Consider the following 23,633-nt stretch of genomic DNA (forward strand, 5'->3'; position numbering starts at 1 on the left):
TGTCTCAAAACCCCTCAACATTCAGCACATAAACCTTTAACGGCCTAAACCAACCTCTGTATATGGATTCATGTTCGGCCTTTTCTTCTCAACATTATAATTATAGCACGCTGAAACACAGACTGGAAATTAGTGGATAAATCATTCTTGCCGTTCCATCAATTGTCGCAGCTTAAACTCCGTAGACGTTTCCGGTGCCGGGGTATAAATGCTACAGCGTAAATCCACGTTCCCATGCACTTGCAGCGAAGTGAGCTGGAAGTGCATTTTGCCCCCCTTCCCATGCCTGAACTCCAGGATGACCTCCGGAGCCGAGCTGACCTCGCTTTGCTCCCAGAGATAATTGAAATCGGGATGAGCCTCCTTCATTTCCAACAAGAAAGAATTATACCACTCGTCTTCCACGTATTGCCCGTAATAAGCACGAAAAATAGCCAGGAACCCCCGTACAAACTGCTCCCAATTCACGGCCAGCCTACGAAATTCCTGCCTAGTAAACAACAAAGAAATCATATTCCGCTGCTCTAGCGGAATCGCCTCAAAATCAAGGAACACATGAGAGGCAGCCTCATTCCAGCCGACTATTTGACATCTTCGATCCGAAATAATCGTAGGACAATATTTAAGCTCATGTAAAATTTTCTGTAACGAGGGGCTGATTTCCGGCCGACCTTCCTGGAGCCTTTGGCCAACTACACCCAAACCGCCACCGGTATCCATGGCCAGCGCATACAAATAATTACGCTCATCACGGGTAAGACGCAGCGCCGCAGCAATATTGTCAAGTACAGATGTGGACACTTTGATATCCCTTCCTTGCTCTAGCCAGGTATACCAAGTAGTGCTTACGCCAGCTAACTGAGCTACCTCTTCCCTTCTAAGCCCCGGAGTTCTGCGCCGCCCTCCTGTCGGCAGCCCGACCATTTGCGGGACAAGCTTAGCGCGCTGCGCCTTCAAAAAAACAGACAGCTCCTGCAATCGCGCCTGCTGCTTCATTCCAATCTCCCCCTTGCCACACGCTTAAAGTGGTACTGATTATACTATAATAACTAACAACTTGTAATAGGATAAATCCTATGACACAATAACTCCCATCACAGCTCTCAAGGAGGTTCTTATGGAAAGAGTCGCGATTACAGGGCTGGGCGTAATATCACCGCTCGGCAACCAGGTAGAGTTGTTCTGGGATCAGCTTGTTCACGGGAAGTCAGGTATTTCTATCATTGACACTTTTGATACTTCAAGACATAAAACAAAAATCGCGGGCTTGGTACGAGATTTCGATGCCGAAGCTATGTTCGGCCGTAAAGAAGCGCGCCGAATGGATCGCTTCTGCCAGTTCGCGCTGGCTGCCACAGATCAGGCGGTAGCCGATGCCGGATTAAATCTGGAGCAAATCGATAAGGAGCGCATGGGGGTATACGTCGGCTCGGGCACAGGAGGGATAGAAACACTTCTAGCACAGAGCCGCTTGCTGCAAGAGCGGGGGGCCGAACGCATTAGCCCGGTTCTCGTTCCGATGATGATTTCAAATATGGCTGCCGCCATGATCAGTATTAAATATGGAGCCGTCGGCCCTACATTATCACCAGTCACCGCCTGCTCGATTGGAAATACGTCGATCGGAGAAGCCTACCGGCTCATTGCATCGGGCGGTGCCGACATTATCATTGCCGGAGGAACCGAGGCAGCGATTACGGACATTTCCCTAGCGAGCTTCGGTAATGCCACAGCCCTCTCGACGCGCAATGACGAGCCGACCAAGGCAAGCAGACCGTTTGATACAAATCGCGACGGCTTTGTTATGGCGGAAGGGGCCGGCATCCTCATCCTCGAGTCGCTCAACCATGCCAAACGGAGAAGTGCCCGCATCTACGCCGAAATCATCGGCTATGGCGCCACTTCGGACGCCTACCATATCGTTGCGACTCATCCTGAAGGCAACGGGGCTTACCGGGCCATGAAGCTCGCGCTGAAGGAGGCCGATATCAAGCCGCAGGACGTAGACGTTATCAGTGCGCATGCAACGAGTACCGAGGCAGGCGACTGGTCAGAGACGAAGGCGATCAAGAAGCTGTTTGGCGAGCAGGCTTATCAAATTCCAATTACAGCTAATAAATCGATGAGCGGGCATATGCTCGGTGCGGCCAGCGCTGTTGAAGCGGTGGCGCTCGTCAAATCGTTGGAGCAGGGCATCATTCCGCCAACGATTAATCTGGATACACCCGATCCGGTCTGCGACCTGGACTATGTGCCCCACCAGGCACGGCAAGCTAAGCTGCGCATCGGGATTTCCAACTCTTTCGGGTTCGGCGGGCATAACGCGGTGATCGTTCTAAAGGCTCACGAGGGGCGGACTTGAGCACAGTCAAGCGATTCTTTTAGACTTTAGCCGTGGCACATGGGCACACTGCCAAACGGCAATTTAAGAGATTGCGCTTTAGTATTATGGCATTCAGGGTTTATTCCTAATATTCAGCATTGGATACTTCATACATCAAAACGTCAATGGCATAGCTATTGACACAACAAGGCCCCGTCAAGCGTCTAACGCTAACAGGGTCTCGTCGGTTACTTATTCTACTAAATCCGCTGCACCAGCATTGGATACAACCTGTTCGGGATTTTTACAGCCAGGGATGACAGAGCTAACAATAGGATTCTTGAGGCACCAGGCCAATGCCCATTGCGCCATATCTACACCCGCTGGCACTTCATCCCGGCGAATCCGCTCCACCTCTTCCAGATTGCGGCGAACGACCTCAGCATCCTTACGATGCCGCACATCGTTTGCATCAAATTGCGCGCCCGGCTTATATTTGCCGCTTAAGAATCCGCTGGCCAGTGGAACCCGGGCCAATACGCCAAGGTCTTGACGTTCACAGGATGGGAATACCCGATTCTCCGGCACGCGATCCAGGCGGTTATATACAACTTGGATCACCTTGGAATTGACCTTGCTTGATGCGTCGGTTTGGTGCAAATTATCATTGCTGCCGATGGAAGTACCCAAGTGGCGTACTTTTCCAGCCTCAACCTGCTTGTCCAACATGGTCCATAATTTATCGTTATCGAATACGTGATCCGGCCCCGAATGGAACTGATACAAATCGATATAATCCGTCTTCAACGCTTTGAGCGAAGCATCCAATTGTTTCAGCACATCCTCGGCGTCAAACACATCCGTACGAGTAAAGCGCTCATGAAAATGATGACCGAATTTCGTTGCGACAATCCAGTCCTCCCGCTTGCGGCGGCTCATATAATCGCCGATGAACGACTCTGAGAGATGGTCGCCATAGCATTCTGCTGTATCAATCAGATTAATGCCGCATTCCTGGCCTTTATCGAGGATGGCATCCACCTCATCCTGATTGAACTGCATCCCCCATTCACCGCCAAACTGCCATGTCCCGATGCCGATCACGGATACGTTCAATTCTGTCTTGCCTAATCTCCGATACTTCAACCTAATCCCTCCTTAAATAACTGACAATTCATCCATGCTTGAAGTGGAAACAACACTAAATAAATGAACCTTCTTTCGTCCACATTGTACACTCACAGGCACCGCAAAACAAATCCAAAATCAGTTCAAACTATAGTAAACTAAATACAGACAAACTTCCGGCGATTCATTTTTATTTGAGAGGAGCATTCCGATGGGAAAAATAGCCCTGATTGTTGGTGGCAGCGGCCTCGTTGGCCGAAAGCTGCTCCATCTGCTGCTTGAGGGGCAGCGTTACGACTCCGTAGTCGCCTTCGTTCGCGCTCCCCTTCACGTGGAGCATCCGAAGCTCACCGAGCTTATTATCGACTTTGACCAACTGGAGCAATATGAGCAGCATTTTTGCGCGGACGACGTATTTTGCTGTTTGGGCACGACGATCAAAAAAGCCAAGACCCAGGAGGCTATGTATAAAATCGATGTCGAGTACCCGCTAACGATTGCCCAACTAGCGCTTGGGCAAGGAGCGCAGCATTTTCTGTTCATCAGCGCGATCGGAGCCAATGCCGACTCTCGCATATTTTACTCTCGGATCAAAGGCATTGCCGAGCGGGAGCTCCGCGAAATGCCTTACGATAGTCTTTCTATTCTCCGGCCTTCTCTTTTGCTGGGCGAACGCGAGGAATATCGTCTTGCCGAACGGTGGGGAGGCGTGATTTTTCAAGCTCTATCCTTCCTATTGATCGGCCCTCTTAGAAAATATAGAGCCATCGAAGCGGAGACTGTAGCCCGAGCGATGTACCGCATGGCTATGAATTCCTCTAAGAAAACCGCCATTTACTCCTCTGAGCAAATCGAACAATTAGGACGATAAAATCAAAGCGACCGCACTCGGCAATAAGCCAAAGCACGGTCGCCTTTTGTTTTCATATGTTTTTTGTTAAAACAGTGTTGCTTAAGCATATTCGACTTTGGAGCTCTATAGCCTGTCTTATGTATCGAACCTATGCCTTGATTAGTCTGCCTTCGCTATCCTTGAAGCTGCCGACAGCGATAAGAATAAAGTCGATTAATGTCCAAATTCCTAGACCGCCTAGAGTAAGCAATTGAATAATTCCTGTTCCAACCTTGCCCACGTAAAAACGGTGGATTCCTAAGGAACCTAGAAAGAAAGCTAATAGTAATGCAGCAACAAACGATTTCGGACTTTTTTCCATCATTTTCTCCCCCCTACGACATAAGTATTTCGTAACCTATTATCGGTATAACATAGTCCACTATTTAGGTCTAGAAAAATTTTTAGAATTATGAGATATTTTGTCACATGTAGTAGTATTTACTCATTTTCTGTCGAAGGGGTATACTCTCTGGCAGCCACCCCCTCCAGCCTGCGAAGATATTCAAAATTAGGATGCACGATCAAATCGGATAAAAAGGCGGAGATGGTGCTTCCAGGCTTTCTTTTTGCGTTCAGGGCATTGACTATGGATTCGGCCGAGGAAATTCCGAGCCCATGACCAAAGTAGAGACCATTATCCAGTACAATCGCGTTCTCCCCCTGCCATTCAGGCGTTTGCGGATTGAAATCAGGATTCTCAAAATACACGACGTCTCCCGCCGTAGCCTGCTGTGCCCGGATCAATTGCAAATCGCTATCATATTGCCAATCGTAGAGCACCAGTTGATTAAAATGTTTATTAAAGGCATCGGCCCCAATGGAATCTAGTATCCCCTTATAAAGAATAACGACCATCGCCGTAGCGCACTCCATAGCATACCTATAGCCATTATTAAAAATGTCGACAATCGCTTCGGACGGCTGCACCTCCTCCTTTAACCTAAATCCTCCATTAGACATACGAGTCCAATACTGCTCGTTAGCCCTTGAGTTTTTGTAGGTCGCGAATTTGGCTCCAGACGCGTTAAAATCCTTCGCGGCCTGTACGATCGCCGCTCTCATTCTCAGTTCAAAATCGAGCTGCTCCGGCAGGCGATAGATATGAACGGCCGGACTCAATCTGAACTCTCTCAAGATATTTCGCTCTAATTCCGACGCTGCAAGCTGATGGAGCCGTCCAAGCTCCATATTCAAAGTAATGATCACGACCCAACCTCCTAGGCGAATTAACTCATTCTATGCGGCATGGTATGCGGACGGCGCCTTCTTCGTGCAAAGCTTGATTGCAATTTGAGAATATTGGAAACTTTTGTACATAAATTGCGTTTAAATCTATTAAGTCAGATATCAGAGCGTCCTTTTATACGGAAAAAGAAGGATATATTTTGTAATATGGCGAATTTTGTATTCTTGTCGTATGCACATTCCAGTTATTTGGAGCATTTAGCGAATTTTGATATAACCGAATACATTGATATTGTGCTATCATGAACAAGCAGTAAATAGTAGAGACAGTATACAACTTGGATGGTGGAACGAAATATTATGATTTATACAGATTGGATATACTGGCTGTTCGTGCTCGTGGCAGTCGTCACGTATCACCTCATGCCGCATCGGATCAGACCCTGGGTGCTGTTTGCCGCAGGCGTCACTTTTTATTACTATTACGCAGGCTCCTACCTCTTCTTGCTGCTAGCCGAGGTCGTCATGGCGATTATCATCGTAAAGGCTGCTGCCAAGTGGAGTAGACGCTGGATTTACCCCGCCGCAATCATCGGGGTTATTCTCGTGCTCGGTTACTTCAAATATACGAATATGATGCTTGATACATTAAATGACTTGTTTGCATTCATGCAGCAGCCATTTTTTCCGAAGGCAGAACAAATCGTTCTCCCATTAGGGATTTCCTATTTTACATTCGAGCTCATTCATTACCTGGTTGAACGCAAGCGCGGAAATTTACCGGAGCACCGACCAGAAGGTCTGCTGTCGTTTATATTCTTTTTTCCAACGATGGTCGCGGGCCCCATTAAGCAATTCCAAGTGTTCTACCCGCAGCTCAAAGCCAAATTTCACATTGACCATATCTTGATCGGAATCACCCGGATCGGGTTCGGTCTATTCAAGAAGCTTGTACTCGTAGGTACGATTGATCTGTTGGCCCAACCCGTCTACTCTAAAGCCGGGATTGCCGCAGCCGATACAGGGACGCTCTGGATTGCCCTGATCGCTTATACATTTGTCATTTACTTTGATTTCTCAGGCTATTCCGACATTGCTATAGGTACGGCTCGCTTGTTCGGTATCGTCGTTCCGGAGAACTTCCGTTTCCCATATCTGGCCCGCAGCGTTGCCGAGTTCTGGAACCGGTGGCATATCTCTCTGGGCTCCTGGCTTACCCGCTATGTGTATTTCCCGCTCGGCGGCAGCCGCGTGGCCACGCCCAGAATCTATCTGAATTTGATGGCTACGATGACGGTATCCGGGCTATGGCACGGAGCCGCTTGGAATTTTGTTGTCTGGGGAATGTTCCATGGCGTGATGTTATGTATTCATAGATTCCATGTAAAGCAAATCAAACCCAAGTTGAAGCCTGTTCCAAAATGGCTGAAGCCAGGAACAACGATGATGGCCATTCTGATTACATTCTTTGGCGTAACGATGAGCAGGGTATTCTTCATTCTGCCAATCGCAGACGGATGGAATCTAATGCTGCGCTTGCTTGGTTTACGATAAAATGGATTGAAAGAAAGCGAGGATTACAAAGTGCCGAATGTATTTATGAATAAGACGGTAACCGTCATGATGGTCTCGCTCGCCATCGCAGGTTTAATCGGGATTAGTGACGGAGCAAGTCCGATTGTAGATCATATGAAAGAGGATGTCGTAACCCATGCGAAGAAAGAATTACGTGTTCCGGCTTACGACTCCATCGTCTATACGCCGCTCTGGATTGAATATTTGAAGGAGCAGCCGGATGATGGAAAACAGGTAGTCGGCATATTCGGACCCTCTACGGTCTTCGGAACAACGGTTATGAAAGGGGCCAATACTTCGGCTGGCGTTCTCCAGGTTCATCTGAAGGACAGCCGGGTACTCAATATGGGGCTTACCGGCGGGCGATTTACCGAGACTTATGCTGTGCTTGCCTCTATCATTGATGAAGTCGATTATGTCGTATATGAAATCAACTACGGGATCGCCGTTGTCTCGGACAATGAGCCTAATGTAACCGTGTATCCGTCCCTTATTACGAAATTAGATCAGAACATTTCACGGAGCTGGCTGAATGATTTCCCGGATAAAAATCGCCAGTCGCTCCCCAGCGACATTCACAACTGGGCGACGTCCAATTTCCTCAGCAAATGGACGCTGTACCACGATCGCGATGTCATCAGCTACAAGCTGTTCAAAACGCGTACTCCGATGGAAAAGATCCGCCGAGAAATCAAAAAGGAGCAGGACAAGAAAAACGGCGTAACGCCGAGCTATGCTCCGATGTACACGGCATATGACAAAATGCAGGACAAACATAAGGAAGAAATCAACAACCATTTCAAACAGCTTTACACTTGGAACAAGCCGTTTAACAAAGACGAGAGCTTCGGTCTGTTTATGATCGAGAAGACGCTCGACCTGTTACAGGAGCATAATAAGACAGCCGTCTTTTATTCGGCACCGCTCGATAAAGAGCATATTACCAAGAAAAATCTACTGAATTGGGATGACTACAACAAGGTGATGGGAGCTTATCAAGAGCTGATCGAATCGAGAGGATACCCTTATATCGAGTTCAACAAAGGGAAAGAGAATACGATCCCGCATAAATTATACCGTGACCCGTCCCACCTCTTGGATGAAGGCAACAAAATGTTCGGCGAAATTTTATATAAGAAGTTGATACAATATGGAATTACAAACTCGTAGTGCCAAGCTAGCCCAAGCAAAAACCAAGCGCCTCAGTCATCGTGTCGGCCGAGCACTGATGATGCTGGGAGCGGCGGTCGTTGGAGCCATTGTCATCATAGCTATCGTACTAAGCATCCTGTTCTTCTCAGGAGAAACCCAGGAATTTATTTATATGAACTTTTAAGTGGATGGCGGCGAGCAGCGCGAGCCGAGCGGCGGGACGCGAGCAGCGCGAGCCGAGCGGCGGGACGCGGCGGCGCGAGCCGAGCAGCGGGACGCGGACGGCGGGCTGTGATTTACTTACGGTTGGCGATGGTGGCGGTGCATACCCGCTATGCGCTAAATGTGGCCAATAACAACTGATTTTCACCACAATAAAGAAAGGGTTCCTTGCTCAGCACAGAGCGCAGGAGCCCTTTTTTATTCTTAAACCAAGAATCACCATTGGCCAATCGCTTGAACCAAGGATTACTATCGACCAATCGATAATCAGATCAGCCAAAAATTCACTATTTGATTCGTCCCTAATCCCTGCTAATTTCGCAAATTCTACTGGGTATACAGGCCATGTAGATGCTACTATTTCTGCTGTTTCTTCAACCCCGGCTGAGTATGTAACTTCTGATATTTCTGCAGACTCTGCAGGCCAAGTTCATTAATAGATGTTGGATGACCTATGAAGGTGAGGCAGTTCTATCGCTAAAATTCACATACGACAGACTAGTGTCTGATTTCATTGTTCTAAATGTATTTCATACAGTTAGTTTGCGGACATTTGTCTTGTCGTGCGAAACTAACTGTATAACCTCAGACTGTTGAAGTAATTGATTTTCTATGCAAGAAAACATACTTTCCACGGAAATCCAGAATCGAAAGGATTAAAATATAAGGTGAGTTCCCGTTTGTACGAGAAAAAAGCTTGGCTAGGTGCCTTGCTATTTTCTTAATGTTCTGCACTATGGCAGTCATCAGTGCTTGTTCCTGCACTTTTTCCCGGCCACGCAAACGGGAAATGCGAAGCCCATGGAGCACTTTGGCATCCGCGAAGCTTCGCTCAACTGTTTTACAACGGAGCTTATACAAGATCTGTCCTGAAGAGCTACGGTAATTCGCTTCTACTCGCTCTTTAAACCCTTCCCAAACATGCCGCTGAATTTTACGTTTACGATTTTTGCTTGATGTACAGCTATCCAATAATGGGCATTGGCCACATAAGTCAGGGTTGGACATATATTCTTTGTATCCATTGCGATTAGTTGTGTGGTAAGTCAGCTTAGATCCATTGGGACATATATAAGCGTCTTGTTGCGGGTCATAGGAAAACTCTTCTTTGGGTATAGTCCCCTCTGCTGTAGGGGCATTACGAGTAGCGATGACACTGAAAATACCCATCTCGCTTGTTTTTTTGCATATGTAGGGCGTCATATATCCTGAATCCAAAGCAACAGCTTCTAACGTATTGTGAAAGTCAAATGTATCGATCTGTCTTTGAAGTCTTTCTATATAAACGGTTGAGTCATTCACATTTCCAGGGGTAACATGGACATCCGTAATGAGATTGAATTTGTGATCGACTGTACGATGATCCAAATAATAAAACCCTTCGGGTTTGCCTTTACGCTTCATAAAGCCACTTTCTGGATCGGTGTTACTCACTCGCAGTTTTTTTTCAATCGTTTCGTTTTTCACGGGCGGCAGCGGCTTTTTTCCATGACGCTCTCGTTCTTGATTAACAGCTGTCTCCAATTCTTTTAAATATTCAAGGGGCGTTTCCGTCACAACTTGCATCGATGAACGATTTTTATTCGCGTTAGCTTGGATGTGCGTTGAATCAGTAATGAGAACACGTCCCCCTACCATGTTATGACGGATGGCCAAACGGACTACTTCGTCAAAAATGTCTTGAAAAATGGTAGATCCTTTGAATCGCACATTACGGTTGTAACTAATCGTCGAGTGATCCGGCACAGGATCCGTTAAGCCTAGACCGAGGAACCAGCGGTAGGCTACGTCCGTTTTAATTTCTTGCTCTAATTGCCTTTCGGAGTGAATGCCATACAAATAACCAATCAGCATCATTTTGAAAAGGCGAATCGGGTGAATTGGAGGCCTCCCTAATGTGCCGTGATAGTAGGGGCGAGTCATCTCGGTAATAAATGAAAAATCTACGTTTTCATCAATGATTCGTAGTAAATGATCTTTTGGTACAAGCATATCTATACTAACCAATTCAATTTGATTTCTATCTTGTTGAATGTTAGGCAATTCGCACACCACACTTTCAATATATTACCTATATTATACCAAATTAACGCGGTAATGTGATCTAGATAGGGGCTTTTTCAACAGTCTGATAAAATACATCTAGTATGGAATTTACTATAAAAGCCGATTGCATTTCGGGAAAAACCGATAAAAAATGATTACGGTTCGATGATTCGTTCCTTTTCGCGTTCCTTTTCGCTAGGTAGATTCCCATCGCTAGATATACTCTCATTCGATAGATAACCCGTATTCGATAGACATTTCCCCATTCGATGGATCGATTCCTTTTCACTGGATAACCCCCTATCCGATGGATCGCTTCCTATTCGCTATATAAATTCCTACTGGCTGAATACCTTCCTAATGAAATAAGTTCCTAACAAGCATGAGCAAGCTCCCTCCTTTAGGTTGTAGATCGAAACTCTATTCTTTACTGAGCTAAATTTGAGTGTATCCCCAAAATAAACCAAGGCAAGCCAATGTAAACATGTAAACCAAAGTAAACACGAAAACCAAAGTAAACCAACTCCCACCAACTCCCTCATAATGAAACCTCCGAGCAGATTAAACAAGTCCGCTATCCATACCTTGTCTCGTTAACTCATAATACAGGATGCGCTGTCCAGTGCCGCGATGGATCGGCTTCAGCCAGCCCTTCTGGCATAAACGCTTCAAATGGCCGACGGCGGTTCGATGATTGATCGTGAAGTACTTCGCGATATCGACCGGGCGAATCGGGCGCGCTAGAAAGGTCGCATAACGAATAATCTCCTGATCGGCGAAAAAAATTCTTTCCACTTGTTTATTCGCCGATTCAAATCGACTCAGCACCATACGCAGCAAATAGATGCAGGTTTCCGGCCGATGCGCCACATCATCATAAGCAAATGAAATCACTTGAAATCTCATACCGGCCAAAAAGGTTTCACGATTTAATTCGTTGCAATATTTTTTCCGATCCATATTGGTTACATGCTCGCCAAATCCCTTAATTTCGATTAAAAGTCTACTTAACCTCGGATCAAAGACATAATCAGCAAAATAAGGTCTCCCACGCCAATCAAGCACTTCGTATTCAGGATGAAGATCATCAAAATTTCCCTTCAGCGGCCACCATATATTTTCCGCAAAAAGGATTTCCCCATGTCCGTGCCCTCTTTCCAGCCTGCTCCGTCGCTCACCGATTCGACGATTCAAATGATCTTGAATGAAAGCTGCGTGCGCTTCCTCAAAAGTCACCATTTAAAATAACTCCCCTCCGTCAAACTAGTAAAAATAAAAAAACGCCCTCAAACCACACGATGGTGTTTGAAGACGTCCTTCGTCATTCCGACCAAATAATACCAGTCCTTGCAAACTCCTGTAAATAGTCATTCATAACCATAGCCACAGCCATAGCCATAGCTAGAGTCAAATAAAAGCTAACAACAACAATACACAGAAGACCCCACTCACCTAGAGTACGAGCATGAGCACTAGAACGCAGCACGGGCACGAGCACGAGCACAGGCACGGGCACAGGCTCAAGCGCGAGCATGAGCACTAGAACGCAGCACTACCACGAGCGCGAGCCCCCTGCATTACTTATTTGAACTCCGGCAGCCAATCTCCATGAGCTTCAATCAAGTCATCGCACATCGCTACAATGTCATCGATGGAAAGCTCAGCCGCTGTGTGCGGATCAAGCATCGCTGCATGGTAAATATGCTCCTTCTTCCCCGTAACGGCTGCTTCGACGGTGAGTAGCTGCGTGTTGATGTTCGTCCGGTTCAACGCAGCAAGCTGTGGCGGCAGAGCTCCAACGTAAGTCGGTGTTATACCTGATGCATCCACGAGACAAGGCACTTCAACACAGGCTTCCTGCGGAAGGTTAGTAATCAGGCCCGTGTTCATCACGTTGCCGCCGATTTTGTATGGCCGATTTGTCTCCATAGCCTCCATAATGTACGAGGCATATTCCAAGCTGCGGGTATGCTCGATATTTTCGCTGGCAAACAGCTTCTCCCGCTGAGCCTTCCAGCCCTCAATCTGCTCGATGCAGCGCCGTGGATATTCATCCAACGGAATATTAAAACGCTCAATCAGTTCAGGATAATTCCGTTTTATGAAATACGGATGATACTCTGCATTATGCTCCGAGGATTCCGTCACATAATAGCCAAAGCGCAGCATTAACTCAAAACGCACCATATCATTGTGGCTTTCCTTCTGCTTCTCGGCGGCAAGCTTACGGATTTCCGGATAGAGATCCTTACCGTCGCGCTTAACCTCCAGCAGCCAGGCCATATGATTAATTCCCGCGATCTTCGTCTCCAGCCCCTCTTCGCTCAAGCCCAGCGCTCCGAACAGCTCGGGAATACACTTCTGCACACTGTGGCATAGTCCTACCGTCTTAATGCCGCCAACAGTATTCATCACATTCGTCAATACCGCCATCGGATTCGTGTAATTCAAGAACCAGGCATCCGGGCATACTTCCTGCATATCCTTCGCGAAATCAAGCATGACTGGAATTGTCCGAAGGTTGCGGAAGATGCCGCCAATTCCCAAAGTATCAGCAATCGTCTGCCGCAAGCCATATTTCTTTGGAATTTCAAAATCCGTAATCGTACACGGATCATATCCGCCTACCTGAATCGCGTTAATAACGTATTTCGCACCCCGGAGCGCCTCTTTTCGATCACTGTAAGCCTTTACAACGCAGGTGCTGCCAATCGTTTCTTTGAGGCTGTTCAGCAGATTTTCCGAATCTTTCAGCCGCTCCATGTCAATGTCGTACAATGCGAGCTCAAAGCCCTGCAATGATTCCGTCAGCATGACATCTCCAAGAACATTTTTGACAAACACCGTGCTTCCGGCACCCATAAATGTAATTTTCGCCATTGCTTCATCGCCTCCACTATTCGTTAAAATGTACCTTAACTATAAGCTCCAGGCTGAAGGTTGAACATGGCTCTTTCTCGCTAAAACATGTCATAATCCCATTTAGTAACCTCATAACTCTTTTATACACGGTAGAAAACCTGTTATAATATTTACATCAAAGGTGCGTATGGAGGAGGGATAGCAGAGGTGAGCCGTATCGATATCGTCCACTATAACGAGCCGTTCCAGAATCAGATGGATTTGAAATTGCTGTTCTTCGGCATGGAGGAATGCCTGTCTGGTCATGCATGGGGCCCAGGTCTGCGCGACTGCTATATTATTCACTATGTCCATGAGGGAAAAGGACGTTTTCGCATCAATGACCGAACTTATGAACTGACCGCAGGCCATGGTTTCCTCATCCCACCGGAGATCTTAGTCTACTACGAAGCCGATACCCAATGCCCGTGGATTTATTCCTGGATCGGATTCAGAGGACTTCATGCCAAATCATTACTGCAAAGAGCCAATTTGTCTCTGGCGAATCCTGTATTCCAATCGCGCAGCCACGTGTTTGAAGCCTTCTACAATGATCTGGATCGGGCTCGTGCGGAACGCGGCGGTGACGTGCTGATCCAAAGCATCATATACCGGATCATGGCCGAACTGATTGCCTGCTCCCCTTCAGATTCATCCAGAGAAAAGAAGATCTCTAACCCCAAAGAAGTCTATGTACGCAAAGCGATTGAATGGATCGAGAGCAGCTACAGCCAGAAGATCAGTGTCATGGATATCGCCCGTTCCGTCGGTCTGGACCGTACTTATTTATCCGGGCTGTTCAAAGCACAATTCGGCGTCTCTTTGCAAACCTTCTTGCTGGAATATCGAATGAATCGAGCCGTGGAACTGCTCCGCAATCCCGATCTCACCGTCAGCGACGTATCCCGCTCAGTTGGCTATACCGACCCCTTCCTGTTCTCGAAGATGTTCAAAAAGGTGATTGGCCAATCACCCAGGGCTTCCAGGCAACGCGAGAATAACCGCCCTATTCCAAGTAAAAAAGACTCCCCTTAGGATCTTCCATAGATCCAAAAGGGGGGCCTGAACAGCCACCGCTGGGTAAACGGTGAGTTATGATAGATACAGTTTATAGATAATTCCTACTGATAAGCCTAAACGTAAGAAATATATGTTATATTTTTACTTCTGTAAATGTTATAACCAAACTTAAATATTAAGGCCTACCTACGTGTGAAAACGGGCGCGAAAACGGCTTGGGGATTCTCCGGTCCAGCGCTTAAATTGGCGGCTGAAATGAGCAATATTTTTGTAACCGAGCCTGCCGGAAATCTCTTCGATCGTCAACTCAGGATCCATGAGCAGCAACTTGGATTTTCTCAGCATTAAATTGGACATATACTGACGGGGCGATAGGCCAAATACAGACGTAAACATCCGATTTATAGAAGATGTGCTGTAGCCGACTTCCGCAGCGATCGACTCGATTGTATCCATTTCCCGCCCCTCCCTGCTTCCATCCGCTGTCTCATCTACAGCTTGCTCTAGCAGGGCAGCCACCCTAGATGCGGTTTGCGACATCCGCGACGGGGGACCATCACCATCCCGCTTGCCAAGCGTGCCGCTAATCCCCGCGAAAAGCTCAAATATCGCCGAAAGTGCTGCCATACGAGATTCGACACGGACAACCGTCTCCTCCGATGTTAATGCAATCAGCTTATCGAGCGCAGGACGAATCGCAGCCGCTAATTCACTGCCTGAAGCGTGGTAGCAAGCCTTATTACGATAGAGCAGCTCGCGAAATGATATCTCATCGACATCAAAATGCAAGCAATAATATGTCATCTCCTCTCCGCCAAGCACTCGGCTTTCGTGGAGATCATCGGGCCCCAACAAAAGGAGATCACCTGGCCGCTGCACGTATACCGTCCGGTTCACGATCATCTCCTGCGTACCCGAGAGGACTAAATTCACCTCAAACAAGGGTTGCTTATGCGAAGGATACTTCCAATCCGGATCAACTGTACGCCAGTGGGCGGCAAACACGCGGAAAGTGGACTCCATGTCAGGAAGCATCATTTCTCTTCGTATGCGCTCCATTTTTACCTCCATATTTCCTGCCCCCTTTTTGAATATTAATCACAACTATTGAAGTTGATTGAATTGGGTAAATATCAACATGCTATGGATATGGGAACCTCTTATTGACGTTGATACAATATAGTTATCATAACATAGATAGACCTCGATCATCCTTCAAAAGGAAAAGGGTAATTTATCGTTGTGAACCTCAATTTAGACTCCCATTTTTTCAAAAAACATAGTTAAAGGAGAAGAAGCATGGCTATAATTCAAAACCCGATTTTGACAGGCTTTAATCCAGATCCTAGCATTTGCCGCGTAGGCGAGGACTATTATATTGCGGTATCCACCTTCGAGTGGTTTCCCGGCGTGGGTATCTACCACTCTAAAGATTTGAAAAACTGGAGGCTCGTCACCAGACCCTTGAATCGCTTGAGTCAGCTCAACATGATGGGAAATCCGGACTCCGGCGGCATTTGGGCCCCTCAGCTATCCTATGCCGATAATCAATTCTGGCTGATATACACTGATGTAAAAGTAACAGAAGGACAGTGGAAGGATTGTCATAACTACCTCGTTACCTGTGACACCATCGACGGAGAATGGTCAGAGCCGATTTATTTGAACAGTTCGGGCTTCGATCCATCGTTATTCCATGATGAAGACGGGAAGAAATACCTTGTCAACATGCTATGGGATCAACGCGTTGGTCACCACAATTTCTATGGTATCGTGCTTCAAGAATATAGCGCCAGCGAGCAGAAGCTGGTCGGCGACAGAGAGATTATTTTCAAAGGAACGGATATCAAACTGACGGAAGCGCCACACTTGTATAAATTGAACGGTTATTATTACCTGCTGACAGCTGAAGGCGGCACCAAGTATGACCACTGTGCTACGATTGCTCGTTCCAAAAACCTGCGCGGCCCTTACGAAGTACATCCAGAGAACCCGCTGATCTCCTCGTTCTCCGTACCGCGTAATCCATTGCAAAAGGCCGGACATGCTTCGATTGTGCAGACACATACCGACGAATGGTTCCTCGTTCACTTGACGGGAAGACCATTGTCCCGGGAAGGTCAGCCTTTGCTTGACCCTCGCGGCTTCTGCCCGCTTGGCAGAGAGACAGCGATCCAGCGGCTAGAATGGAAGAACGACTGGCCTTACGTGGTTGGCGGCAACCAGCCTTCCCTGCAAATCGAAGGGCCTAACATTCCTGAAGTGAAGTGGGAACCCGATTTCCCGGAGAAGGACGACTTCGACAGCGACAAACTGAATCTGCACTTCCAGAGCTTGCGGATTCCGTTAGGCGACAATATTGTCTCGCTAACCGACAAGCCCGGCCATCTGCGCCTGTATGGCAAAGAATCGCTGACATCCAAATTTACACAGGCATTCATCGCGAGACGCTGGCAGCACTTTAATTTCACCGCGGAAACCAAGGTCGCGTTCAACCCAACGACGTTCCAGCAGTCGGCAGGATTAGTGAATTACTACAACACGCAGAACTGGACCTCCTGCCAGATCTCCTGGAACGAAGACAAGGGCAGAATTCTAGAGCTCGTCGTTTGCGACAACTTTACATTCTCCGCCCCACTGCAAGGCCATGAAATCGCAATACCTGCGAATGTGGAATACGTGTACCTGCGCGTAGATGTGGAGAGTGATGTGTACCGTTACTCCTACTCATTCGATGGAGCGAACTGGTCTGTTATCCCGGTCAATTTCTATTCCTATAAGCTGTCTGACGATTACATCCAAGGCGGAGGCTTCTTTACAGGGGCATTTGTAGGCATGCAATGCCAGGATACCTCCGGCCAGAACGAGCCTGCTGACTTCGACTACTTCATCTACAAGAACAATTAATATAGTAACGGGCCGCATCGGGGATATCCTCTATCCTTGAGCGGCCTGTTATTATGCGCTTGTACTAGCTTCGTACCATCCACTCCCCAAAAGATAAAGAACCCAGGGCTCGCCCCAGGCTCCTTGCTCGGATGTAGATGTTAAAGTAACTTATTCTAAGCTTCTAATCTTACCTACCCCAACTTAATCCATAACTCATAACTCATAACTTGTAACTCGCAGCTCTTAACTCTCAACCCATACCCCTTAACCTTAACCCTTAACCGAACCAGCTGCGATCCCCTCTACGATCTTGTCGCTAAGGAATAAGAAGGTGATCAGGATCGGCAAAATACTAATCATGAGCGTAGCACCGATAGCCCCCCAATCCGTCGTATATTGACCGATAAAGTTCTGAACCCCGACCGTCAAGGTCTTATAAATATCAGAGCTGATGAACGTATTTACGAATATAAACTCATTCCAGTTATAAATCATGTTGATGATCGCCGTCGTTGCCAACACGGAGCTGGTCATTGGAAATACAATTTGCGCAAACATCCGGTTTACGGAGCAGCCATCAATGACGGCGGCCTCCTCTACCTCCCGCGGCAGCGCATAGTAGAAGCCGAGCAAAATCATGATCGTAATCGGCATGTTAAACGCTACATAAGAGAAGATCAATGATAACGGATGATCCGTTAAACCGATTTTGTTATATACGCTAAACAAAGGAATGAGCGTCGAGTGAACGGGAATCATCATCGCGACCATGAATAGACCCAGCACGAAGGAGCTTCCCTTCCACTTCATTCTCGTCACGGCATACGTGACCAAGCTCGCCAGGATGACCGTCAGCGCGGTTGCCAGCACAGTAACCCATACACTGTTCAAAAAGTACACATTAATATTCCCCGCGCTCCATACTTTGGAATAGTTCGCCCATTTAGGATCCATCGGGAGCGAAAACGGCGGAAGATTGAACACTTCCTGGTTATTTTTTAACGAGAAGAACAACAGCCATACGAGCGGCAGCACTTGAAGAACAGCCACAAGAATCAGAATGATATACAAAAGCCCATAGCCTAATTTACGTCCAAGGGCTGCCCCTGAGCTCGCCGGCCCGTTCTGAAGCTGTCCTGCGGTTCCAGATATCATGAAGCGTCCCTCCTTAGGAATATTGAATGGTATCTTTCGTAGCCGTTAATTTGCGAATAACCCAAGTGATGACAAGACAAATGATGAGCAGGAAAAATCCGATTGCACTGCCGTATCCGAAATCATGAGCCCGGAATGCTACACGATACATATACGAGGCCATAACCTCACTGGCGCCATTCGGTCCCCCGTCGGTCATGACGTAAATCAGGTCAAAATACTTCAGCGACCCGACAACGGCCAGAACGATCGTCACCTTGATCACTTCCATCGCAAGCGGAAGCTTGATTTTCCAGGCGATTTGCAATGCATTGGCACCATCGATCTTCGCCGCTTCCTCCAGGGAAGCCGGAATATTCTTCAGAGCTGCGTAGTAAATCAGAATATAGAAACCCGCATATTGCCACAGAATCGGAATGAACAGTGCAGGCAATACCAATGATGTCTCTGCAAGCCATGCAGGAGGATTAGCAAAACCGATAGATTCCAAAAAGCTGTTTACGATCCCGTTGGTCGGATGGTAGATTTTCAGCCACAATTGCGCAATAGCTACCGACGATAACAGCATCGGAATAAGATAAATTTTGCGGAACAGGTTCGCCCCCTTGATACGGGTAGCAAGAACCATGGCTACAGCTAAATAAATCACAAGACTGAGCGTAGAGAACAAAGCCAGCAGAAGCGAGTGCCAAGCACTACTCCAGAATGCATCATCCTTCGCTAGAGCCAGATAATTTTCCATACCGATGAATTCCATGGCGCTGATGCCATTCCACTTGTTTAATCCATAAAAGCCGGTAAGTATAATCGGAATATATACGACACCTAAAATGAGAAGCAGTGATGGCAGTACATAGAGTGCGATTACCTTTTTATTGGAGAGCACCTTATCCACGTTGTCCGACTCCTTTCCTCCATAGTCGTTTCTATTTTTCGCTAACTCGTTGCTTAGAAAAGACTATCCGGCAATGCTGCCGGATAAGCCTCTTGAGCAATGACTGACACGGATTAAGCAAGCAGTCTCAGTCATTGTCCTCCTGTTAGCCAAATTACCTTTGAACTGTTAGCGTTATTGTCCTTTGGCAATCGCCGCATCATGCTCTTCGGAGAATTTCTCCGGTGTTGCCGCTTTGCCAAAGAGAGCCTGGATCATGTTAAGGTGCGTCTCTGCCGCATTCGCAGGCATTTGCACGTCTGCGAACAAAGTAATGCTGCTAGCTTGATTCATTTCGTTAAACAGATCGATATACAGTTGAGGAAGATCCAAGTTGGACGTATCTACCTTCGTAGCCGGGATAACCCCTGCGCCGGTTACGGATTGCTCACCCCATTTGGTGACGAAGTATTCCACGAATTTCTTAGCCTCATCCTTCACTTTGGAGTTCTCGCCCACGAACAGGCCAACGCCTGGCCCGCCAACCCAGCTGTTGATGTCGCCTTTGCCGCCTTCAATGGTCGGGAATTTAAAGAAACCAACGCTGTTACGAAACTCCAATGGAATTTCTTCATTTGTCGTGAAGTTCGGAAGGTCCCAGGAACCCATCATGTACATTGCTGCTTTTTCGTTCAAGAACTCGGACTTCGCCTCTTCATTGGACAAGCCATTGAAGCCTTTGACAAATGCATTGCTGTCAACCAAAGCTTGAACTTCAGCCCCTGCCTTCAGCAATCCTTCGTCCTTGAAGGAAGCGGAGCCGCTAATTGCGTTAGCCAGTGTTTGTTGTCCCGCGATCCGGTCAGCCATATACATGTACCAGAGGGAGCCCGTCCAACGATCCTTGTTGCCCAGTGCAATCGGTGCCACACCGTTATCAGACAGCGCTTTCACAACTTGCTTAAATTGTTCGTATGTCTGTGGAACTTCAAGATTATATTTCTCAAAAATCGCTTTGTTGTAATACACCGGTGCGATATTAAATTCCAATGGAAGCGCATACGTATTTCCGTCAATATTATAGGCCTCCGTAGTTCCGGCAACAAACTTGCCGTTCAGCTCGCCGCTCAGCAGATCATCTACCGGAGCAAACAGATTGCCTTCCACATAAGGCTGCAAGAATCCCGCCGCCCAGGTTACGCCCACATCCGGCAGTTCGTTGGATGCGGAGAGTACTTTCAGCTTGTTCTTGTACTGCTCGTTATCCAGCACCTCTTGCTTGATTTTTACATTAGGGTTTTCGTTCTGATATTCAGTAATAATCTGGTTGACGATTTTGTTCTGACCAGCGGACACGCCTTCAGGCCATAGGTGCATGAAGCTAACTGTGACTTGGTCGCCGCCCTTGCCTTCCCCGCCTTGAGAGGTTCCGCCTCCGTTATTCCCCTTCGAGCCGCAGCCCCCTAAGATCAAAGCCAGACACAATGAAGTTAATAGCAGCATCGTCCATTTTTTCTTGAACACGTTTACAACCCCTTTTCTACGAATGCTAGCGGTTACATTCCGCTTAATTAAATTGTATCAATGGTGGGATCATGCTGTAATGATAGAGGGATTGGGATTAATGCCACTATTATTGGATGATCTCTGCCGAATCCTTCACGTTATTCCTGTACTGTCCAGGACTGACCTGCTCCAGCTCCCGGAAGACTTTAACGAAGTACCGTGCGGTCTGGTATCCGACCCTTTCAGCAATCTCGGCAATGGGAAGCATCGTCGTGGTAAGCAGTACCTTCGCCCGCTGGATTCTCTGCTTGGTCAAATATTCACTGAAGGTCAAGCCTGTCTGCTCCTTGAACAGAACGCTGAAATAACTGGCATTCATATGAAGATGATCGGCTAGATCGCGCATAGATACCGATTCATGCAAATGCTCGTCCAAATAACGAATCGCTTCGCGGACCGGGGTACTATATGCACTCTCATGCTCCATCGTCTCCATCAGCTTGGGATCGACCAGCTTCTCCATCCGCTCGATCCGGTGGATCTTCTCCTCCCGCTGGAGCGCGAGCTCGACAGCCTGAACAAGCTTGGCCTTATCCAGCGGCTTCAATAAATACTCGACCACGCCGAATTTCAACGCCTTTTGCGCATAGTCAAATTCCGGGTGACCGGAAATTACTATAACGACCGGTGGATTTTTCATATCCTCCAATCTCTCGATAAGATCAAGCCCGCCGATTTCGGGCATCCGGATATCGGTTACGAGCAGATTGGCCTCGTGCTCCTGCAGCCATACCAAAGCCTCCACGCCGCTGGACGCCGTCTCAATCCGGTAACGGCCAGATGACCACGCCTCTAAAGTTTTGCGGACCCCTTCTCTTGTCCTCGGCTCATCATCTACGACAAGTATCGTTTTCATGGCTTCATCTCACTCCCATATTCATTCGGAATTTCAAAGGCTATCGTCGTTCCATGCCCTTTCTCACTTCTAATTTCAAGCCCTTCTGCTTCAGCATCATAGCTCAGCCTTAGTCTTCTCTCCACGTTGACCATCCCAATGCCATGGCCTTTCGTTGCACTTACATGCCCTTTTCTCATAACAGCATGCAAGGAACGCAGCTTCTCCTGATCCATTCCCGGCCCGTCATCCGCTACGGTAATCCGGGTAAATCCCGGCCTGCTGCTAGGCTCTACCCGCAGCATAACCGTGCCAGGGCCTACCCGCTGCTCCACGCCATGCAAGATGGCATTCTCAACAAGCGGCTGGATCAGCAGCTTCGGTACGGGCACCTGGCGGCAAGCCTCGTCTACCTCAATGCGCCACGATAATCTGTCCACCATGCGCATCTCCATGATTTTCAAATACCTTTCTGCATGATCCAGCTCATCGCCGAGCGTCACCCATTCATCCTCATCCGTCTTATTAATGACATATCGGAATATGCCGGACATCGCCACAACGATTTGAGCCAGTTCTTCCTCCCCTTTATCTTCTAGCTCCCAATAGAACGCTTCCAGAGTATTAAAGAGAAAATGCGGATTAATCTGAGACTGGAGCGCCTTCAGTTCCGTACGGCTCTGAATGATTTCCTTCTGGTAGACAACCTCAATTAGCTCGTTCAAATCGACGACCATTTGGTTGTACGAATTGTTGAGTTCATTGATTTCCATCGTTCTTGACGTAATCGGACTTGGCTTCAACGTACCGAATCGAGCCCCCCGCATCGCCTTAATCAAATTCAGGATAGGCCGCGTAATCATCGTGGATAGAATAAAGGTAAATATCAAAAAGAGCAATCCGCCAACCCCACCAGACACAAGAATATTCGTGCGCAGCACGCTAATCCCCTCGGTTACATAATCCATGGGCGTCAATATAGCCAATGTCCAGCCCGTAGCCTCAGACTGGTTCTGAATTGCAATATACTCTTTGCCATCAATTGTGATGCTTTCGCCGACATGACTGAGCAGCATTCTGGAATCTGCCCCCGCAGGAAAATCGGAGAAAATGGTTTTCCCGCTTTTATCGAATAGTCCCATGGATTCACGCATTTCGCTCTCCACCGTGGCATCCGTAAGTTCAAAATAGCTCTTTTCAATATGAACCATTAAGTACCCGGCGTGGGAAAAGGACTTATCGATTAGGCGAATGCTGCGAATCGCGATAACCCCATTTGGATTCTGTGGGTCCTGGCCAAACCATACCAGCCGGCCCATCTCCTCGTCCACCCGATCGATCCATTCGCTGGAGACGCGTTCGGTCAATCTAATGTCATCCAGCGGGAGCAGCCTTTGAAAATCCGCCGTGTATAATTCGAGCGAACGAATGCCTGTCGCATAAGCTTCGTATTTACGCACTTCCTGCTGAAGCCGTTGCCTGTCTTCAAAGCGGATTGGCTCCGTTGCCGTCTCTTCGGCTAGCAAGCGCTGGGTTGTCGCATTCATTGCCACTTGGGCTGTCAGTGTATTAATTTGCTGCAATAGAGCATCCAGTTTTCCCGTCGCTTGAACCGCAGTTTGCTGAATATGCTTCTCGGCATTGTTACGCAACAGAATCGAAACCTGGCCGAATGTAAAAAAGCTGACCAAAGCCAGCACGATGACCATCACCAGCATAAAGCCGATGAAAATTTGGTTACGCAACGTATTTATCCGGTTAAACTTTGACAATGGCTACACATCCCTCGTCATAGCGTTGTAAAGATACTATATACCATTATCTAAATTTGCTGTTCGAAAAAGTCAAGCCTTCCCTTCTCAATTCA

21 protein-coding genes and 1 pseudogene are annotated in these 23,633 nt (G+C 47.5%); 8 read left to right on the plus strand and 14 right to left on the minus strand.

Annotated elements, in window-relative coordinates:
- Positions 1-141: 141 nt before the first annotated feature.
- A complete protein-coding gene (locus tag EIM92_RS02745; protein WP_125081372.1) occupies positions 142-996 on the minus strand; it encodes a helix-turn-helix transcriptional regulator in 855 nt (284 codons plus the stop codon).
- Positions 997-1,117: 121 nt separating this feature from the next.
- On the opposite strand from EIM92_RS02745, the gene fabF reads away from it, so the two are divergent.
- On the plus strand, positions 1,118-2,362 hold the full coding sequence (fabF, locus tag EIM92_RS02750; RefSeq protein WP_125081373.1) for a beta-ketoacyl-ACP synthase II: 1,245 nt from the start codon (positions 1,118-1,120) through the stop codon (positions 2,360-2,362).
- A 213-nt stretch (positions 2,363-2,575) separates the two neighbouring features.
- On the opposite strand, the gene EIM92_RS02755 is transcribed toward fabF, so the two are convergent.
- The gene (locus EIM92_RS02755) at positions 2,576-3,469 is read right to left on the minus strand and encodes an aldo/keto reductase (protein WP_125081374.1); all 894 of its coding nucleotides are present in this window, start codon (positions 3,467-3,469) and stop codon (positions 2,576-2,578) included.
- A gap of 193 nt (positions 3,470-3,662) precedes the next feature.
- Between EIM92_RS02755 and EIM92_RS02760 the strand changes: the two genes are divergently transcribed.
- Entirely contained in the window at positions 3,663-4,322 is a 660-nt protein-coding gene (locus EIM92_RS02760) for an oxidoreductase (protein ID WP_125081375.1), read from the plus strand.
- A 130-nt stretch (positions 4,323-4,452) separates the two neighbouring features.
- Here the strand turns inward: EIM92_RS02760 and EIM92_RS02765 are convergent, their stop codons facing one another.
- Positions 4,453-4,668, minus strand: a complete 216-nt coding sequence (locus tag EIM92_RS02765; protein ID WP_246021183.1) for a TM2 domain-containing protein — start codon at positions 4,666-4,668, stop codon at positions 4,453-4,455.
- Between the two features lie 116 nt (positions 4,669-4,784).
- Positions 4,785-5,552, minus strand: a complete 768-nt coding sequence (locus EIM92_RS02770) for a protein-glutamine gamma-glutamyltransferase (RefSeq protein WP_125081376.1) — start codon at positions 5,550-5,552, stop codon at positions 4,785-4,787.
- A 339-nt stretch (positions 5,553-5,891) separates the two neighbouring features.
- On the opposite strand from EIM92_RS02770, the gene EIM92_RS02775 reads away from it, so the two are divergent.
- Genes EIM92_RS02775 through EIM92_RS23615 form a run of 4 tightly spaced genes read left to right on the plus strand, consistent with a single transcriptional unit; the run spans position 5,892 to position 8,614 of the window.
- Positions 5,892-7,085, plus strand: a complete 1,194-nt coding sequence (locus EIM92_RS02775) for an MBOAT family O-acyltransferase (protein WP_125084981.1) — start codon at positions 5,892-5,894, stop codon at positions 7,083-7,085.
- Between the two features lie 30 nt (positions 7,086-7,115).
- Positions 7,116-8,276 (plus strand): hypothetical protein, encoded by a 1,161-nt coding sequence (locus EIM92_RS02780; RefSeq protein WP_125084982.1) that lies wholly within the window; start codon positions 7,116-7,118, stop codon positions 8,274-8,276.
- Positions 8,257-8,442, plus strand: a complete 186-nt coding sequence (locus EIM92_RS02785) for a hypothetical protein (RefSeq protein ID WP_125081377.1) — start codon at positions 8,257-8,259, stop codon at positions 8,440-8,442. The genes EIM92_RS02780 and EIM92_RS02785 overlap by 20 nt, the downstream gene beginning before the upstream one ends.
- Before the next feature lie 4 nt (positions 8,443-8,446).
- The gene (locus EIM92_RS23615; RefSeq protein WP_164515017.1) at positions 8,447-8,614 is read left to right on the plus strand and encodes a hypothetical protein; all 168 of its coding nucleotides are present in this window, start codon (positions 8,447-8,449) and stop codon (positions 8,612-8,614) included.
- Positions 8,615-9,176: 562 nt separating this feature from the next.
- Here the strand turns inward: EIM92_RS23615 and EIM92_RS02790 are convergent.
- The 4 genes and pseudogenes from EIM92_RS02790 to melA all read right to left on the minus strand — a co-directional run.
- Positions 9,177-10,532, minus strand: a pseudogene (locus EIM92_RS02790) (IS1182 family transposase); the annotation flags it as partial.
- Between the two features lie 555 nt (positions 10,533-11,087).
- Positions 11,088-11,765: a hypothetical protein gene (locus EIM92_RS02795; protein WP_342772899.1), complete on the minus strand. Its 678-nt coding sequence runs from the start codon at positions 11,763-11,765 to the stop codon at positions 11,088-11,090.
- Between the two features lie 82 nt (positions 11,766-11,847).
- Positions 11,848-12,066: a hypothetical protein gene (locus EIM92_RS02800; protein WP_125081378.1), complete on the minus strand. Its 219-nt coding sequence runs from the start codon at positions 12,064-12,066 to the stop codon at positions 11,848-11,850.
- A gap of 41 nt (positions 12,067-12,107) precedes the next feature.
- Positions 12,108-13,406, minus strand: coding sequence for an alpha-glucosidase/alpha-galactosidase (melA, locus tag EIM92_RS02805; protein ID WP_125081379.1), 1,299 nt, complete (start codon positions 13,404-13,406; stop codon positions 12,108-12,110).
- Positions 13,407-13,595: 189 nt separating this feature from the next.
- Here melA and EIM92_RS02810 point away from each other — a divergent pair, with 189 nt between their 5' ends.
- Complete coding sequence (locus EIM92_RS02810) at positions 13,596-14,462, plus strand: AraC family transcriptional regulator (protein WP_125081380.1); 867 nt, start codon at positions 13,596-13,598, stop codon at positions 14,460-14,462.
- A 171-nt stretch (positions 14,463-14,633) separates the two neighbouring features.
- Here the strand turns inward: EIM92_RS02810 and EIM92_RS02815 are convergent, their stop codons facing one another.
- The gene (locus EIM92_RS02815; protein WP_125081381.1) at positions 14,634-15,518 is read right to left on the minus strand and encodes a helix-turn-helix domain-containing protein; all 885 of its coding nucleotides are present in this window, start codon (positions 15,516-15,518) and stop codon (positions 14,634-14,636) included.
- A gap of 228 nt (positions 15,519-15,746) precedes the next feature.
- Here EIM92_RS02815 and EIM92_RS02820 point away from each other — a divergent pair, with 228 nt between their 5' ends.
- Complete coding sequence (locus EIM92_RS02820; protein WP_125081382.1) at positions 15,747-17,354, plus strand: glycoside hydrolase family 43 protein; 1,608 nt, start codon at positions 15,747-15,749, stop codon at positions 17,352-17,354.
- Between the two features lie 252 nt (positions 17,355-17,606).
- Here the strand turns inward: EIM92_RS02820 and EIM92_RS02825 are convergent, their stop codons facing one another.
- The 5 genes from EIM92_RS02825 to EIM92_RS02845 form a co-directional block, all read right to left on the minus strand.
- Positions 17,607-18,491, minus strand: a complete 885-nt coding sequence (locus tag EIM92_RS02825) for a carbohydrate ABC transporter permease (protein ID WP_125081383.1) — start codon at positions 18,489-18,491, stop codon at positions 17,607-17,609.
- Positions 18,492-18,504: 13 nt separating this feature from the next.
- Positions 18,505-19,386: a carbohydrate ABC transporter permease gene (locus EIM92_RS02830; protein ID WP_125081384.1), complete on the minus strand. Its 882-nt coding sequence runs from the start codon at positions 19,384-19,386 to the stop codon at positions 18,505-18,507.
- Positions 19,387-19,560: 174 nt separating this feature from the next.
- Positions 19,561-20,889, minus strand: a complete 1,329-nt coding sequence (locus tag EIM92_RS02835; RefSeq protein WP_125081385.1) for an extracellular solute-binding protein — start codon at positions 20,887-20,889, stop codon at positions 19,561-19,563.
- 109 nt (positions 20,890-20,998) lie between these two features.
- Positions 20,999-21,787 (minus strand): response regulator transcription factor, encoded by a 789-nt coding sequence (locus EIM92_RS02840; protein ID WP_125081386.1) that lies wholly within the window; start codon positions 21,785-21,787, stop codon positions 20,999-21,001.
- Positions 21,784-23,538: a cache domain-containing sensor histidine kinase gene (locus tag EIM92_RS02845; RefSeq protein WP_125081387.1), complete on the minus strand. Its 1,755-nt coding sequence runs from the start codon at positions 23,536-23,538 to the stop codon at positions 21,784-21,786. Before EIM92_RS02845 ends, EIM92_RS02840 begins: the two co-directional genes overlap by 4 nt.
- Positions 23,539-23,633: the final 95 nt, after the last annotated feature.

It is taken from the genome of Paenibacillus lentus, from assembly GCF_003931855.1.
GTDB classification, from domain to species: Bacteria; Bacillota; Bacilli; order Paenibacillales; family Paenibacillaceae; genus Fontibacillus; species Fontibacillus lentus.